This is a genomic window from Blastococcus sp. SYSU DS0619, from assembly GCF_054051035.1.
Window position 1 is genome coordinate 22,614 of record NZ_JBJHAM010000010.1, and the last position, 14,944, is coordinate 37,557.

Here is a 14,944-nt window from a genome sequence, read left to right on the forward strand (position 1 = left end):
CGCCGTAAAAGGTCCCAAGCGATTAAGCTCGAAGCGTCAACGGCCACGATCTAGTCTCCGGAGGTGCTCCTCGCGCTGAGATTCCTCCGGGAACCTCCATCCGATGGTGCGGGCGGGGACTCCGCCGACTATCCCGAATGGCGGTACATCGTGTGTCACTACTGACCCTGCCCCAACGATCGCCCCATCTCCGATGGATACGCCACTTAGCACGACGGAGGCCCCGCCTATCCAAACGTCTCGGCCAATCCGGATTCCATCACGTCCGGTGGCGGGTCGATCGCCTACCCAGGTGGCTTTCAGCATCGGAACGCCCACCATGTCAATGGCGTGATCTTGACGGCCAACGATTTGGACTCCCATCCCGATCATCGCATAGTCGCCGATAGCGCCATCAACCTGGATGATTGTGTTGGGACCAATGCTCACGTCGTTGCCAATCACAAGCCCATGCGGGGAACTGATAACAACCCGGCGGCCAGCTCGAAACCGCTCGCCTACAGTGACGTTCTCGTTTAGCGCAAGGTGATTCAGGAGTCGGCGCATTGCCCACCTGATGATGCGTGGAAGCCCCGACCTCGACTTTGTCTCAGTCATGCCTTGGTCATTCCCCAACCGTCCATGCCCAGCTCCTGTGGGCGTCCTTCGAGCGCGGCGATGAGGCCTTCGGCCATAGTCTCAGCGGTATAGTGTCGGGCCACGGCGCTGGACAATCGTTTAGCATCCTCCGGGGTCCAAAGTTCTGTCACTGACCCTTGCAGGGCCATAGCGAGCCCTGCTCGGCCACGTTCGAATACGCGGACTCCGCCGAAACGTTGCAACTCCACCTCAGGAGAGTGGCGTGTCTCGGATGGGATCAAAATCGGCACCCCGAATCCCAAGCTCTGCGTCAATGTGAGGCCCACGTATCCGGGGCTGACACTCCACAAAGTGCGGGCGTAGACGGCGCGTAAGGCGTCGGCCCCTTCAACTCTGCCAAGAAAGTCCACATGGGGCTCAACGCCACGGGTCCGCGCGAGGTCCCTGAGGTCAACCTCCTGCGATCCGAAACCAACGATCGTTAGTCGGTAGCCATCACGCCAGACCTGTGAGTCGGCGAACGCGTCAATCAACAGGCCGACGTTCTTGTCGGGTTCGAGTCTGCCCACATACAAGAACGCATTGGCATCCCCTTCGCCAGTTGCGGGACGTATGTCGCGAGCCAGATAGAGGGAGTTGGGTGCCACCCATACGGGGCCTGCAGGCAACTCCCTCCGCGCCGGCTTGACGCTATCGTAGCCGTAGAGGATCGTTCCCGAAGCTAGTCTGCGCATCGTCCGGCGCAGTACGGCTGATCGCGATCGAGGTCCTGCCTGCGGGTGCAGATGCCCCCATACGAGCACTCTACGGCGGAGCAATCGCATCGCAGCCAATAGGACCCAAGCTGTGATACTCCGGGGATTTAGATCCACGACTAGTGCCCTCGTTTGAAGGGCCTCGCGCCAGTGCCCCGTTTGCAATAAGATGCGCGACCCCAAGAGGCGATAGGTGCCGGTGGGACGGTATTCTTCCGAAGGGACGCCTGTTCGAACGCTAGTGTCCAGATGGGCTTCGCTCGTATAGAGCGATAGTTGCCTGCCGAGACGCTTGCGCAGAATGCTTATACATGCACGTCTGTAAGACGGGATAACGGCGAGGTACAGCGCATAGCCCGGCTTGTCTCCATCCGCCTCTCGCGACCTGTTAGTCCACGTCATTCTCGCTCCTTCAGTTCTTTAGCGCCGTCGACGAGAGTGTTAGCAGTGGACCGTTCATGTACCACGAGGAGAGCCACGGCGAGTGCCGTTGAAAGTATCACCCAGTACAGGGGCTGTTGAAACATGGCTGACGTGAGCGCGAATACCGCCAGTATTGTTGCGATTGACGCGGGTGTGGCGGCCTCGGTGGGGCGCTTCTTGGAGGCTGCTGCTAGCAAGCCAAGAAGGACGGTATATAGCAACAGTATTGCGACAAACGCCAGTATGCCACCTTGATACCAGGCTCGGACTGGCAGATTGTGAGTAAGGACCACGCCATTAAAGGTGCCTCCGCTGGCGTCGTCCAAGCCTACCCCGAAGAGCGGATCACCTACGATTCCATGCCAGGCGTACGTTATGGTTCGAAACCGGTCTGCGACGGTGCTGACCTCGTCGGTCTGGCCAGTAACCTGGGCCAGTCGGGCGACGGGAGATTCGAACGCCCCGCTAGCCGTCGATACTGCAATGCTAAAAATGAGGGCTAGAAGTAGTGCCGCTGCACCCGTCAGGTAGGTCATGGCGGTCGTTCGCCGGAGGTGGGCGTAGACGAGTAATGCGAGCGCCAAGGACAGCATGGCGGATGTGCTCCCGGTCACCACCAGGCCAGCCGTGTTGACGATGAGGACAACGGAAATCACTGCACTACCGGGGCGGCTTCTGCTTCGCAGGCCGTCGAGCGCAAGGATAATGGCAACGGACGCCATAACGCCCATAGTGTTGGGGTGGCCCGCAAGTCCGGGCGATCGACCGTACAGACTGGAGTCGCCAAGGACTTCAAAGCCGCTAGCCTGCAGTGCGCCGGCTATAGAGGACAGAGTCTGGCTAGCGGTGAACCAGGACGCCATGGCGATAATATCGCGGCGTCGATGAGTGTAGACCCAGGCCGCGGCTAGGGGGGCAATGCCAATCATGGTGACCATCTGGATGGCCACTAGTGCGGAGCCTATTGGGGACTGGGCCTCGGGCGAGCTCCCGACGGCCGCGCACGCTAAGAGTGCGGCCGCAACCAAGAAGCGTTCTCCTCTGGGTGGCACAACTGTCCGACCTATCAAGGCCATGGCCAGTATCAACGCAATCACTACACTTGACCAGTAGCTTGAGTACTCGCCTAAGGCTCCTCGCACGAAGGGTACGGTCGCGGAGATGCCGATGAGTGAGACTCGTGATGCACTGAAGCGATTGCCCCGGATTGACGCCTCAGTCGCGTGCCGAGGCTGTATCGCCACTACCCCGACTCTTCTCTCGGACCTTCACGGAGATTTGCCAGTAGTACATGGAGAGGGCAAGGGCGTAGTCGAGGCCAGCGCGACCGTCCAGGATCCCGAGCCGAACTATGTACGAGTACAGAAAGAAGGCCAGAGGCTTAGCGGGGATCCTGTCGAAGCGCGCCCCTCGGTCGGATCGCAGTGCGGCGACTCTTTGGCGTAGAGCGCGGTTGTGGCGGAGATGGGCCTCCCAGTCAGAGTAGCGGTTATGTCGCTCAAACCATGTGGATACGGGGTCCCGGTCGTCGTGAATTATCGCCGCGCGCATACGTCCCGGCTTCGAGCGACCGTGAGGTTGGTAGTGCCCCTCAACCTCCCGGATGCCAGGGGCGTCGAGGTCGCCAACTTCAGGGAACCGGACAGTCCGCTTGTTTAGAAGGCTTCGCTTCGCCACCTGGTGTCCGTGGCGCAATATCCGCCCCGCAAACCGATAAGACAACTGAATGTCGTAGGCGTCTGGACCGGTTGCTAGAGTACCGGCGAGATCGAGGTCGTAGATCTCACGAACCAAGTCCTCCGACGGATACTCGTCTGCGTCCAACAGGAGTACCCAGTCATACTTGGCGCCGGCGTTCTCCAGTGACCACTGCTTCTTCTTGGGGTATTTGCCGTCCCACTGGAAGGATACGACTGTCGCGCCCTCTGCCCTGGCGATTCTGCACGTATCGTCCGTGCTGTGGGAGTCCACGACGATAACGTCCTCGAAATCCCTTACTTGACGGAGGGTTGTGCCGATGTTGGCTTCCTCGTTCTTGGTGAGGATTATGACACTGACGGGAATCGACTTGGGGACTGGTGCGCCTCGGTTAGCAGCCTTATCGGGGCTAGTCGACGTCATCGCGACTACTTGTCAATCCGCACACGGCGACCGGACCGTTCGTCGTCCAGCAGTGCGATGTCCGCGTCGACCATTATTCGAACGAGTTCTGGCGTGCGAACCTTCGGTTCCCAGCCAAGCTCATTTTTGGCCTTCGAATAGTCGCCAATAAGGGCATCCACTTCGGTGGGCCTCTCGTAGCGAGCGTCGTAGTCGACGTACTTCTCCCACTCCAGGCCAGCGTGCTCGAACGCCATGCGGACAAAGTCCTTCACGGAGTACGCCGTGTTCGTCGCGAGGACGTAGTCGTCTGGCTTCGGGGCCTGGAGCATTCGCCACATGCCTTCGACGTACTCCGGGGCGTAGCCCCAGTCCCTCACGGCATCGAGGTTGCCCATGTAGAGCTTGTCCTGAAGGCCCGCCTGGATGCGGGCGACGGCGCGGGTGACCTTGCGGGTGACGAACGTGGCGCCACGTCGAGGCGACTCGTGGTTGAACAGAATGCCGTTGACCGCGAAGAGGTCGTATGCCTCGCGGTAGTTGCGAGTGACCCAGTAGGCGTAGACCTTGGCCGCCCCGTAGGGGCTACGCGGGTAGAAGGGCGTTTCTTCGTTCTGCGGGGGAGGGGTCGCCCCGAACATCTCAGAGGATGACGCCTGGTAGATCTTCGTCCGCACCCGTGCCGCACGGACTGCCTCTAGCAGTCGCATCGCGGCCACTCCTGTGACGTCACCGGTGAACACCGGCTGATCGAACGAGACGCGCACGTGCGACTGTGCGCCGAGGTTGTACACCTCGTCCGGGTTGACGTCCCGAAGGATGTTGATCAGCGTGACCCCATCGTTCAGATCGCCGAAATGCAGGAACAGGCGCTGGTTGACGACATGGGGGTCCTGGTAGATGTCGTCCAGTCGCTCGGTGTTGAAGGACGACGATCGGCGGACGATGCCATGGACGTCGTAGCCCTTGCTCAGCAGGAGTTCGGCCAGGTATGAGCCGTCTTGTCCGGTGATTCCTGTGATCAATGCCGACTTAGCCACGTTTCCCCCGTGTGGTCGTCACCCGGACCTTCCGAGTGGGTCGGCGGATAGCCTAGGTGTTCGTCTGACACGGGGAGAACCGACTGTGACCGTAACCTCGCTCGATCGGAGTGCCCGCACCTACGTGGCCGGGCACCGGGGCCTCGTGGGTGGCGCTGTGCTGCGCTACCTGCAGAGGCTGGGCTTCTCCAACCTGGTCACCCGGTCGTCGTCCGAGTTGGACCTGCGTGATCCGGTCGCCGTCGAAGCCTTCTTCGCCGAACAGCGGCCGGCCACGGTCGTCGTGGCGGCGGCCAAGGTCGGCGGGATCCTGGCCAACAGCACCTACCCCGCTGACTTCCTGTCCGACAACCTGCGCATCCAGGTCAACGTTCTCGATGCCGCAGCCCGGCATGGCGCCACCAAGCTGCTGTTCCTCGGGTCGAGCTGCATCTACCCGAAGTTCGCGCCGCAGCCGATCCGCGAGGACTCGCTGCTGACCGGTCCCCTCGAGCCGACCAACGATGCCTACGCGATCGCCAAGATCGCCGGCGTCCTGCACGTGCAGGCGCTTCGCCGGCAGTACGGCGTGCACTACATCTCCGCGATGCCGACCAACCTCTACGGCCCAGGGGACAATTTCCACCCGACGGGTTCGCACGTCCTGCCGGCCCTGATCCGGCGCTTCGACGAGGCGGCGCGCTCGGGAGCCCCCTCGGTCACGGTCTGGGGAACGGGCACTCCCCGCCGGGAGTTTCTCCACGTGGACGACCTGGCTCGTGCGTGCGTACATCTGCTCGAGCACTACGACGAGCCGGATCCGGTCAACATCGGCGTCGGCGAGGATCTCTCCATCCGCGAGATCGCCGAGCTCGTGGCCGAGGTGGTGGGTTTTGAGGGCGAGCTCGAGTTCGACTCCAGCAAGCCGGATGGCACGCCGCGCAAGCTGCTCGACGTCAGCAGGATCAGGTCGTTCGGGTGGGAACCGCAGATCACGCTGCGGGATGGTCTGACGCAGACGTACCGCTGGTACTGCGAGCAACTGGAGACAGGGCGGCTTCAGCGGACCTGAACGGGTTGGCGCCGAGGCCCTCGATCCAGGCTTCGATGAGGGCCAGCGAACGTGCACCGGTCAGGTGCTCGCCGGCGTAGTACTGCCCGTTGGACCCGTGAGCCTCTGCGGCGGCAGGGGCGGACGCCAGCGACTCGATCGCCGCCAGGATGCCGCCTGCGTCGCCGGCGCGGACGGTCAACCCCGCATCGGAGAGAGCCATCAGTGCTGCCGCGCCGCTCGCCGGGTCGGTCGCCGCAACCACCGGCCGGCCGGCCGTGAAGTACGTCGTCAGCTTGCTCGGCACCGACATCTCCACGACGCCGGGCCGCTCGTGGAGCAGGAGGCAGTCGGCCGCTTCGAGCGCCGCCTCAAACCGCCCCTTGGGCAATGGGTCCAGGAACGAGGCATGGGACAGATCCCCGGCGTATTGGCGGAGGGCCTCACGGCGTGCGCCGTCCCCGAGAAGCACCACGCGGACAGCGCTGCCCCGTTCCTCGGCGAGCCGCCCGACGTCAATCAAGCCTTCGAGGCCCTGCTTGGCACCCATGTTGCCCGCGTGCAGGGCGATGAACTCGTTCTCTCCCCATCCGAGGGCTCGGCGTGTGGCAGCGCGATCCGCACCTGGCATTGTCACGTGCGACCAGTTCGGGATGACATCGATCTGGTGCTTGGGCAGGCCGGCCGCGACGAGCCGCCTGCGAAAGACGTCGTGGATCACGGCGACCCCGCTCACCCGGCGCAGCAGGAAGAGCTCTAGCCATGCCGTGGCCCGCGCGACGGTCCCGCCGCCCAGCCCAGTCTCCGACAGCGCGGCGCCGTAGAGATCCTGGACCACGGCGCCGACCCGGTGGCGCAGCACTGGACGGAGCAGCACCGCGGGGAGCAACGCCAACAGCGCCGGGCTGACGACGATGACCACGTTCGGCCGTGCCCGGAGGAGCTGCACTGCAGCCCGCATGGCGAAGACAGCCTCCATCCACACGCGGGACAGGCCATGCGGATTCTTCGGCACCGGGTGGGAGACGCGTACCAGCCGGACGCCGGCGTCGTCTTCCGGTGGGCGCGCCTCCTCGAAACCCGGATGGAGTTCCCACTCCGGATAGTGCGGATGGCCGGTGATCGCCGTCACCTCGTGGCCGCAGGCGGCAAGGTGGCGCGCCATTCCGGTCGTGTAGGGCGCGATACCGGTCGTCTCCGGCGCATAGTTCAGGCCGAGTACGACGATGCGCGCACGCCGATCAGGGCCTTCAGTGGACGCGTGCACAGAATCCCCCGCAGGTCGGTGCATGTGTGTTAACTCGACTAACCGTATCCTCGCCCTCGTGGAGCGACCGACGGTGATCGATCTCGCGGCTGCCCCCGGTTCGGGTGAGAAGTGGGACGCCCCCGCCTGGAAAGTCTATGCCTGGGGCGTCGTCGAGCTCCTGCTCGTCACCAATCCGTGGCAGATCAGTTCCCGACTGCGGCGTGCGGCATTGGTAGCCTTCGGCGCCACGATCGGTGAGGGCGTGCTGCTGCGGCCCCGGCTGCGGGTCCGCTTCCCCTGGAAGCTTTCGATCGGGGATCGGAGCTGGATCGGAGAGGACGTCTGGTTGCACAACCAGGACCAGCTCACCATCGGTTCCGACGCCGTGGTCTCGCAGGGAACCTTCATCACGACCGGGTCGCACGCCCATCGGCGCGACATGGCTCTGTTGACCCGCCCGGTGACCGTCGAGGACGGCGCCTGGGTCACCGCCCGGTGCGTGGTGCTCGGGGGGAGTCGAATCGGAGTGTCGGCGTTGGTGACACCCGGGACCGTGGTGAGCGGCGAGGTTCCGGATGGCATGGTCTTCGGCCAGCCCGCCGGCGAGGTCATAGGGCCGCGGTTCACCTGACTCGCAAGGGGCAGGGTGTCGCTGGGCGGTCTTCCTGGCCCTTGCTCGTGACCTATCGTCCTGGATTCCAGGGGTGAGTCGGCCGATGCCTCGCGCCGGCCTCTGATGAAACGGGGACGAAGTGGAGCTGAGGGACGTCCTGGCCGCGCTGCGCGCTACATGGTGGCTGCCGCTCATCGGTCTGGTGGCCGGAGGTGTGATTGCATTCGGCGTCAGCCTGCTGCAGACACCGCTCTACACGTCGCAGACCCAGCTCTTCGTATCCACGCGAGACGCGACCTCGACCTCCGACGTCTTTCAGGGCAGTCAGTTCTCCCAGGAGCGGGTCTCCTCCTATGCCCGGCTGATCGCGGGGGAGGAGGTCGCCGCGCGGGTCATCGATCGGCTCGACCTCGCTGTCTCACCGTCGACGCTCTCCGACCGGATCACGGCCACGGCGGTGGCCGACACCGTGCTCATCGACGTCGAGGTCACCGACGACTCCCCTGACCTTGCGGCAGCGATCGCTACCACGGTGGGTGAGACGTTCATCGACTTCGTGGACGAGCTCGAGACCCCGGATGGCGAGCAGTTCTCCCTGGTAGAGGTCACGGTCACCGACCGTCCTGAAGTGCCGGATGCGCCGAGCTCGCCGAACACCAGCCGGAACACCGCGCTCGGCCTGCTCGTCGGCCTGCTCATCGGCGCCGGTTTGGCCATCCTGCGCGCCCGGCTCGACCGGTCCGTCAAGGACCCTGAGGAGACCGCCGAGCTGGCCGGCGCTCCGGTCATCGGCAGCGTGCTCCGTGACGCCGCGCTGGACAAGGTGCACACCATCGACCGTGTCGGCGACGGGCGGACGGTCGAGGACTACCGCCAGCTGCGCACGAACCTGCAGTTCCTTAACGTGGATCAGCCGCCCAAGGTGATCATGGTGTCCAGTGCTGTGCCGTCCGAGGGCAAGACCACCCTCGTGATCAACCTCGCGCTCGCCCTGTCGGACGCCGGACAGCGGGTCACCGTCGTCGAGGCCGACCTCCGCAGGCCGAAGGTCACCCGCTACCTCGGGCTGGTGGGCGGCGTTGGGCTCACCAACATCCTGGCCGGCAGCGCCGACGTCGAGGACGTCGCCCAACGCCACCGCGAGAACCTGTCGGTCATCGCCGCCGGTCCCACGCCACCCAACCCGGGCGAGCTCCTCGGTTCCAAGCAGATGTCCGCACTCCTCGACAAGTTGCGCGCGGACAATGACTTCGTCCTGGTCGACGCGCCGCCGCTGCTGCCCGTGGCCGATTCGACCGGGTTGGCGGTCCACATGGACGGCGTCGTGCTCTCGGTGCGCTACGGCAGCACCCGGAAGGACCAGGTGCAGCAGGCGGCCGCGACCCTCGAGCGGGTCGGTGCCACCCTGCTCGGCCTGGTCCTCAACATCGTGCCGCCCAAGGCCGAGCTCGCCTCCGCCTACGCCTACGGCTACGGCTACGGCTACGACGCCGACCGTGCTCCCGGAAAGCACCGACACGCGCCGCCGCCGGACGGGCAGTAGCGCGGGTCACAGCGTTCCCGCGAACGAATCCGGTTACGGCTCTGTTCAGGTCCACTTCGAGTCGGTAGTTTCACGGCGGCGGTTGAACCTTGGAGTTCCCGGGCGTCCGGTCGGGCGACGCCTCGGCTGCCGGCATCGGCTTCGCGGGGGTAGTGGCGCAGTGGCATCGCGGGTGAGTGACGGACCGGTCCGCTACTCAGTGGCATCAGCAAGTAACTCTGTGCGTCCGGCGCTGCAGCTACGCGGGGACGGAACGGCGGCCCGCCAGGCGTGGCGCGGGGCATACGTGCAGCGCATCGGGCTGGGGGATGCGCTGTGCGCTGCCGTCGCCGCCGTCGTCGGCTATCTCGTGCACTTCGGTGTCGGCGAGGCGACCAGCGGGCCAACGCCCTTCCTGCTGGCCGTGGTGCTGCCTGTCGCGTGGGTCTTCGCCATGCTGGTCGCCCGCAGCTACGAGCAGCGCTTCCTCTGGATTGGGGCGGAAGAGTTCCGTCGTGTCTTCTTCGCCGCCGCACTCCTGCTCGCCGCCGTCGGCACCGTTTCTTGGGGCTTCCAGCTCGACGTAGCCCGTGGCTTCGTCGTCCTCGCGCTGCCGCTGGCCACGGTCCTCACGCTGCTGCACCGCTACGCCCAGCGGCAGTGGTTGCACCGCCAGCGCCGCGACGGTCGATTCCAGTCGACCGTGGTCCTCGTCGGGCACCGCAGTGGCGTAGCGGGGCTGCGCCAGCAGATCCAGCGAGAGGCGTACCACGGCTATCGGGTCATCGGGTGTTGCCTCCCGGATGCATCGGCTACGCAGTTCGACGGGCTGCCTGTCCTGGGTGGCCTTGACGAGGTCGTCGATGTCGTCCGCCGGCACGAGGTCGACACGGTGGCCGTGTTGCCTTCGCCGGAGCTGGACGGGCCGGCGCTGCGCCGCCTCGGCTGGGCGCTCGAGGACACCGCAGCCGAACTGCTGCTCGCGCCGGCCGTCACCGAGATCGTCGGGCCCCGTGTGCGAATCCGGCCGGTGTGCGGGCTGCCGCTGCTGCACATGGAACGACCCGAGCTGCGGGGCGTCCGCCGGTTCACCAAGGACGTTTTCGATCGTTCGGCGGCGGCCTTCGGGCTGATCCTGATCGCACCGCTGCTCGCGGCGCTGGCACTCGCCGTCAAGCTCACCAGCCCCGGTCCGGTCTTCTTCCGCCAGGAGCGCGTGGGGCGGAACGGTAGCCCCTTCTTCATGCTGAAGTTCCGCAGCATGGTCGTCGGTGCCGACGGGATGGTCGCGCAGTTGGTGGCTGAGAGCGACGGCAATGGAGTCCTCTTCAAGAAGAAGGATGACCCGCGCGTCACTCGCATCGGCAAGGTGCTGCGCCGTTACTCGCTGGACGAACTCCCCCAGTTGTTCAACGTGCTGCGGGGCGAAATGTCACTGGTCGGCCCGCGGCCGCCGCTGCAGACCGAGGTCGAGCAGTACGGGTACGACATGCACCGGCGTTTCCTGGTGAAGCCCGGGCTCACCGGTCTGTGGCAGGTGAGCGGCCGGTCCGCCCTGTCCTGGGATGACTCGGTGCGGATGGATGTCCGGTACGTGGAAAACTGGTCGCTCTCCCTGGACCTGATGATCCTCTGGAAGACCGTGGGCGCTGTCCTCCGTGGCTCGGGAGCGTACTGACCGCCGGCACCGAGGCGGCCGGGCCGACCCGGATGGGCGGTCGCACCAGGCGATCGTCTCGTTCGCGGGAGCCGCGCTGCCCCGCTCCGTCAGGCGGCACTGGGTGAAGGAAGCCGGTCGCGCACGCTGGTGAACAGGACGTCGACCAGTGGACGCAGTGCCGCTGCGATCACTTCGGCCGTCTCCCGGTGCACCGTCGCCTTCTGACCGATCGGGTCGGCGATGTCGTCGGTCTTGTTGCGGGCCCGCCCGGTCCGCGCCGCATCCAGTCGTCGGGCCAGCGTGCGGGCTCGCTCGGTCAGTGGCTGTAGCGCCAGGCCGGTGAGGTCCGCCTGGCCCAACAGGTCGGTCGCCTCGGTCAGCGTGAACGTCCGCCGCAGGCCACGGGGGCTGGCCTCCAACACCGTCTGGCGCTGCCTCCGGGTCATCGTGAACACCAGGTCGTAGTGCTCGACGAGGTCGGCGGCGAAGGGACGGGTGCGAAAGCCGGTCGGATCGCCACCAAGCGCAGTGAGAGCAGCCGCGGAGGCGGGGTCCATCGCATATCCGGCCACCGCCTCGAGGCCAAGGCTGGCGACTTCCACGCCTGCGAGTTCCGGGCTGTCCGCGAGCATCCCATGTCCCCATGCGGTGGCGAGCAACTCCGCGATGGGGGAGCGGCATCGGTTGCCGCGGCAGACGAAGAGAATGCGCACGAGACGACGCTAGGAGAACGGGAGTCGTCGCGGACCGTTCCAGGGACGCGTCTGACTCCAGCGGGGGAGTCGAGGCCCCAGGCCGACTGGATCAGCGGGGGACGTCGGGGAGCGCCTCGTCGGCGAACTCGTCGGCGTTCTGACCGAGCGAGTCGGTGCGCAGGTACTCCCACATCCGCTCGGCGGCCACGTCGTCGAGGTAGACCACGCTGGCCGCCCCCTCCATGCCGGTCCCGAGTACCGGAGCGGTGAAGAATTCGACGTCGGCCGGGGTCACCCCGCGCATCGAATACGCCATGCTCACCAGGTCGCCGTTGCTGAGGGTGTCGTCGACGCTCACCGCGCTGGTGATGGCCAGCATGGCGGCGTCGAGCTTCGGCGGGCTGGTGAACGTGTCCGAGCTGAACAGCTTGTCGAACATCGCCCGCAGGTACTGCTGTTGCCGCTTCACCCGGTCGAAGTCGCCGCCGGCCAGGCCGTAGCGCTGCCCGAGGTACCAGCGGGCCTCGTCGCCGTCGAGGTGGTTGAGGCCGGCCTCGAAGGTGTACGGGCCATTGCTCGTCGTCTCCGCCACCACCACGTCCACGCCACCGAGGTCGTCGGTCACCTGGATCAGGCCCTCGAAGTCGATGGCGACGTAGTGGTCGATGCGCACCTGGGTCAGCTGCTCCACCGTCTGGATCAGCAGCGTCGGGCCCCCGAAGGCGTAGCTGGCATTGATCTTGTTCATGCCGTAGCCGGGGATGTCCACCCATGAGTCACGCGGGATGGAGATGAGTTGCGCGTGCTGACGGTCCGCCGAGAGACGGGCAAGCATGATCGCGTCCGAGCGACCGCCGGGGTCGACGCCCTGCTCACCCTCGCTGCGAGTGTCCGAGCCGACCAGCAGGAAGGTGATCGGCTCTTCGCCGGCCTCCTGCTGCGGCGTGGCGGGCGCGGGGCGCGCCTCGTTCTCCAGGTCGGCGAAGACGTCGGAGACCCGGTCGATGTTGCCGGCCCACCGGTCGGCGAGGAACCAGAAGCCGCCGCCGACCAGCACGACCAGGACGAGAGTCAGCACGCCGAGACTGAACAGCACCCGCCGCCCGCGGCGACGGGGACGGGCGTCACCCGCCGTCTCGTCCGGGTCGTCGTCGAGCACGGGGAGGAGCGGCGCAGTGTCGTGCGCGCGAGCGCCGTCGCGTCCGTCCTGCCCGGACGAGCCGTTCTCGTCGTCGCGCATGCCCCTGCCCCCGTCAGCCGTCGAACCCGGCCGAGGTTACGGCGGCACGGAAGAAGGCGACGGGAGCCCTGACCCTCGGGGGTGAGGTCAGGCGGCCCCGGGCTGGCGCTCGGCGGGGATCCGCTCAGCAGGGGTGATGCAGCCGTGCACGGTCGCCCGGCGGGGTTGTGCCGTGCGGGCCCCACCCTCGGCCGAAGCTGTCGGTCGGGGGACCGACCCCGCTCGCTCGTCCCCGGGCGCGGCGGCACGGGGGATCGCCGGGTCCGCGGCTCCGGGGGATGGCGTTCCGGTGGCCCGTTCCCCGCGCCGGCTCAGGTCCTCCGTGGCCCGGCGATCGGCCAGGCGGACGGCACCCCCGATTGCGAGAGCCACGCCGAGGGCGACGAGCCCCCACACCGCGATGACGATCAGCACCCAGCTCATGGGCTGTTCCTCTATGTCGCCGGCTCGACGCCGGATCCGACCGGACGGAATTGCCATTCCCCCGTGACCGGGATCACTTCCCTGAAAGCTACCTGCACATGCCCGCTATCGGGTCACAGCTCGGCAAACACCGTGCCCCCCAAATCTGGTGGTGCTCCGGTCGTTCGGTTACGGAATGGCGCTAGCGCTTCTGGACGTGGCCGGCACCGCCGGTGCTCACCGGCAGGGTGCCGCCGCGCAGCCGCCGCTCCAGCGGCTTCTCGACCACCGTGAAGAGCACGTACGCACTGGCGACCGACACGACCAGGGCCAGCGCCGTCGCGCCTATCGCCACCGGGACGCTGGTGGGTTCGAGCACGTAGTCCACGGCCCGGATCACCAGCTGGTGGGTGAGGTAGAAGGCGAACGACCACTCGCCGAGCTTCACCAGCACCGGGTGCCGGAACACCGACGGGCGGCCGTCGAGATCGGCCTGTGCGGCCGTCGCGATGGTGAGCGCGAACGGGATGAACGGGATGGCCACCCAGATCAGGTACGCGGGGGCGACCACCGCGACGGCGTAGGCGACGGCGACCAGGCCCAGGGCGCCCCAGATGCCGAGGCGGCGGATCCGGCGGCCCTCCTTGATCCACAGCGCGATCAGGATGCCGAGGGCGAACTCCCACAGGCGCTGCACCGGGAAGATGAAGATCGCCCAGTCGGCCACCGTCTCGCCGTGGGTCAGCGGCGCGAGCACGAGCGGCGGCACGATGACCATGAGGCAGAGCACCCCGGCGGTCCACCAGCGCGCCCGTTCGGAGAGCCGCAGCGCCCCGACGATGAGCAGCGGGAACATGGCGTAGAAGAACATCTCGCAGGAGATCGACCAGGTGACGCCGTTCCCGGCCCAGTAGATCTCGTTGTCCGGGAACCACGCGTGCAGGCCGACGAACGACGGTGCCATCTGCACCAGGAGCGTCCCGGTCTCCTCCGGGCGGGCCAGCGCGTTCAGCGGGATGAACGCGATCACCGCCACCCAGTACGCGGGTGCGATGCGGGCGAACCGCCGGCGGTAGAACGGGCCGGCGCGGTCGCCGGGGCGGTGCGTCCAGGTGAGCACGAAGCCGCTGAGGATGAAGAAGAAGCTCACGCCCGCCGCACCCGGTTCCAGGTACGGGTCGATCGCCTCCGCGATCGGGGTGAACTCGAACGACGCGATCGAGTGCGAGGCGAACACCAGCAGTGCCGCCACGAAGCGCAGGCCGGTCAGCGAGTCCAGCCGCGCGGTCCGCGGCCGGGCCGGGGCCGCGCCCGACGTGGGCCCGCCCGAGGTGGGCTCGCCGGACGAGGGCGCCCCGCGGCGCGGGGGGAGCGCGGACGGCCGGCGGTTCCCGGGCTGGCCGGTCGGCCGCAGCCGTGACGTCGCGCTGGAGCGTGGCGTCGACACCGTCACTGCCTCCCGGACGCGCGGAACAACCCGAGCGGCTCGGCGACGGCTCGCCCGGTGAAGATCATCTCCTCCACGATAGGCGCTGCCGGTCGGCGCCGCCCGCCGTCGAGCTCACGGACGTGTGAACACCCGGTTGCCGTGTGCGCTGCGGTGACGCTGCGCCTACAGCCCGTAGATCGGTACATT

General features: G+C 66.6%; 13 protein-coding genes. 4 read left to right on the forward strand and 9 right to left on the reverse strand.

From position 1 onward, the window contains the following. Positions 1-36: 36 nt before the first annotated feature. From ACI79T_RS12810 to gmd, 5 genes are all read right to left on the reverse strand, one after another. Positions 37-597 carry a DapH/DapD/GlmU-related protein gene (locus ACI79T_RS12810; protein ID WP_456610450.1) on the reverse strand — a complete coding sequence of 187 codons (561 nt, stop codon included), beginning with the start codon at positions 595-597 and terminating at the stop codon, positions 37-39. After that, on the reverse strand, positions 594-1,736 hold the full coding sequence (locus tag ACI79T_RS12815) for a glycosyltransferase (RefSeq protein ID WP_456610451.1): 1,143 nt from the start codon (positions 1,734-1,736) through the stop codon (positions 594-596). Before ACI79T_RS12815 ends, ACI79T_RS12810 begins: the two co-directional genes overlap by 4 nt. Then, a complete protein-coding gene (locus ACI79T_RS12820; RefSeq protein ID WP_456610452.1) occupies positions 1,733-2,707 on the reverse strand; it encodes an O-antigen ligase family protein in 975 nt (324 codons plus the stop codon). The genes ACI79T_RS12815 and ACI79T_RS12820 overlap by 4 nt, the downstream gene beginning before the upstream one ends. Positions 2,708-2,972: 265 nt before the next feature. After that, entirely contained in the window at positions 2,973-3,878 is a 906-nt protein-coding gene (locus ACI79T_RS12825; protein WP_456610453.1) for a glycosyltransferase family 2 protein, read from the reverse strand. A 5-nt stretch (positions 3,879-3,883) separates the two neighbouring features. Then, positions 3,884-4,897: a GDP-mannose 4,6-dehydratase gene (gene gmd / locus ACI79T_RS12830; RefSeq protein ID WP_456610454.1), complete on the reverse strand. Its 1,014-nt coding sequence runs from the start codon at positions 4,895-4,897 to the stop codon at positions 3,884-3,886. Between the two features lie 124 nt (positions 4,898-5,021). Here gmd and ACI79T_RS12835 point away from each other — a divergent pair, with 124 nt between their 5' ends. Beyond that, positions 5,022-5,948 carry a GDP-L-fucose synthase family protein gene (locus ACI79T_RS12835; RefSeq protein WP_456610542.1) on the forward strand — a complete coding sequence of 309 codons (927 nt, stop codon included), beginning with the start codon at positions 5,022-5,024 and terminating at the stop codon, positions 5,946-5,948. Here ACI79T_RS12835 and ACI79T_RS12840 read toward each other — a convergent pair. Then, positions 5,869-7,194: a glycosyltransferase family 4 protein gene (locus tag ACI79T_RS12840; protein ID WP_456610455.1), complete on the reverse strand. Its 1,326-nt coding sequence runs from the start codon at positions 7,192-7,194 to the stop codon at positions 5,869-5,871. The genes ACI79T_RS12835 and ACI79T_RS12840 overlap by 80 nt on opposite strands. Positions 7,195-7,252: 58 nt before the next feature. On the opposite strand from ACI79T_RS12840, the gene ACI79T_RS12845 reads away from it, so the two are divergent. From ACI79T_RS12845 to ACI79T_RS12855, 3 genes are all read left to right on the forward strand, one after another. After that, positions 7,253-7,807, forward strand: coding sequence for a hypothetical protein (locus ACI79T_RS12845; RefSeq protein ID WP_456610456.1), 555 nt, complete (start codon positions 7,253-7,255; stop codon positions 7,805-7,807). A gap of 121 nt (positions 7,808-7,928) precedes the next feature. Next, positions 7,929-9,332, forward strand: coding sequence for a polysaccharide biosynthesis tyrosine autokinase (locus tag ACI79T_RS12850; RefSeq protein ID WP_456610457.1), 1,404 nt, complete (start codon positions 7,929-7,931; stop codon positions 9,330-9,332). A 286-nt stretch (positions 9,333-9,618) separates the two neighbouring features. Beyond that, positions 9,619-10,989: a sugar transferase gene (locus ACI79T_RS12855; RefSeq protein WP_456610458.1), complete on the forward strand. Its 1,371-nt coding sequence runs from the start codon at positions 9,619-9,621 to the stop codon at positions 10,987-10,989. Positions 10,990-11,078: 89 nt separating this feature from the next. Here ACI79T_RS12855 and ACI79T_RS12860 read toward each other — a convergent pair whose 3' ends face one another. The 3 genes from ACI79T_RS12860 to ACI79T_RS12870 all read right to left on the reverse strand — a co-directional run bounded on the left by ACI79T_RS12860 (position 11,079) and on the right by ACI79T_RS12870 (position 14,755). Then, complete coding sequence (locus ACI79T_RS12860) at positions 11,079-11,684, reverse strand: arsenate reductase/protein-tyrosine-phosphatase family protein (protein WP_456610459.1); 606 nt, start codon at positions 11,682-11,684, stop codon at positions 11,079-11,081. Between the two features lie 91 nt (positions 11,685-11,775). Continuing rightward, positions 11,776-12,906, reverse strand: a complete 1,131-nt coding sequence (locus ACI79T_RS12865) for an LCP family protein (protein ID WP_456610460.1) — start codon at positions 12,904-12,906, stop codon at positions 11,776-11,778. Between the two features lie 604 nt (positions 12,907-13,510). Continuing rightward, positions 13,511-14,755, reverse strand: a complete 1,245-nt coding sequence (locus ACI79T_RS12870) for an acyltransferase family protein (protein ID WP_456610461.1) — start codon at positions 14,753-14,755, stop codon at positions 13,511-13,513. Between the last annotated feature and the right edge of the window lie 189 nt (positions 14,756-14,944).

What these genes read in the sequence shown, in the direction of transcription:
- ACI79T_RS12810 (WP_456610450.1), bottom strand. Translation starts at nt 597, where the DNA reads ATGACTGAGACAAAGTCGAGGTCGGGGCTTCCACGCATCATCAGGTGG.
- ACI79T_RS12815 (WP_456610451.1), bottom strand. Translation starts at nt 1,736, where the DNA reads ATGACGTGGACTAACAGGTCGCGAGAGGCGGATGGAGACAAGCCGGGC.
- ACI79T_RS12825 (WP_456610453.1), bottom strand. Translation starts at nt 3,878, where the DNA reads ATGACGTCGACTAGCCCCGATAAGGCTGCTAACCGAGGCGCACCAGTC.
- ACI79T_RS12865 (WP_456610460.1), bottom strand. Translation starts at nt 12,906, where the DNA reads ATGCGCGACGACGAGAACGGCTCGTCCGGGCAGGACGGACGCGACGGC.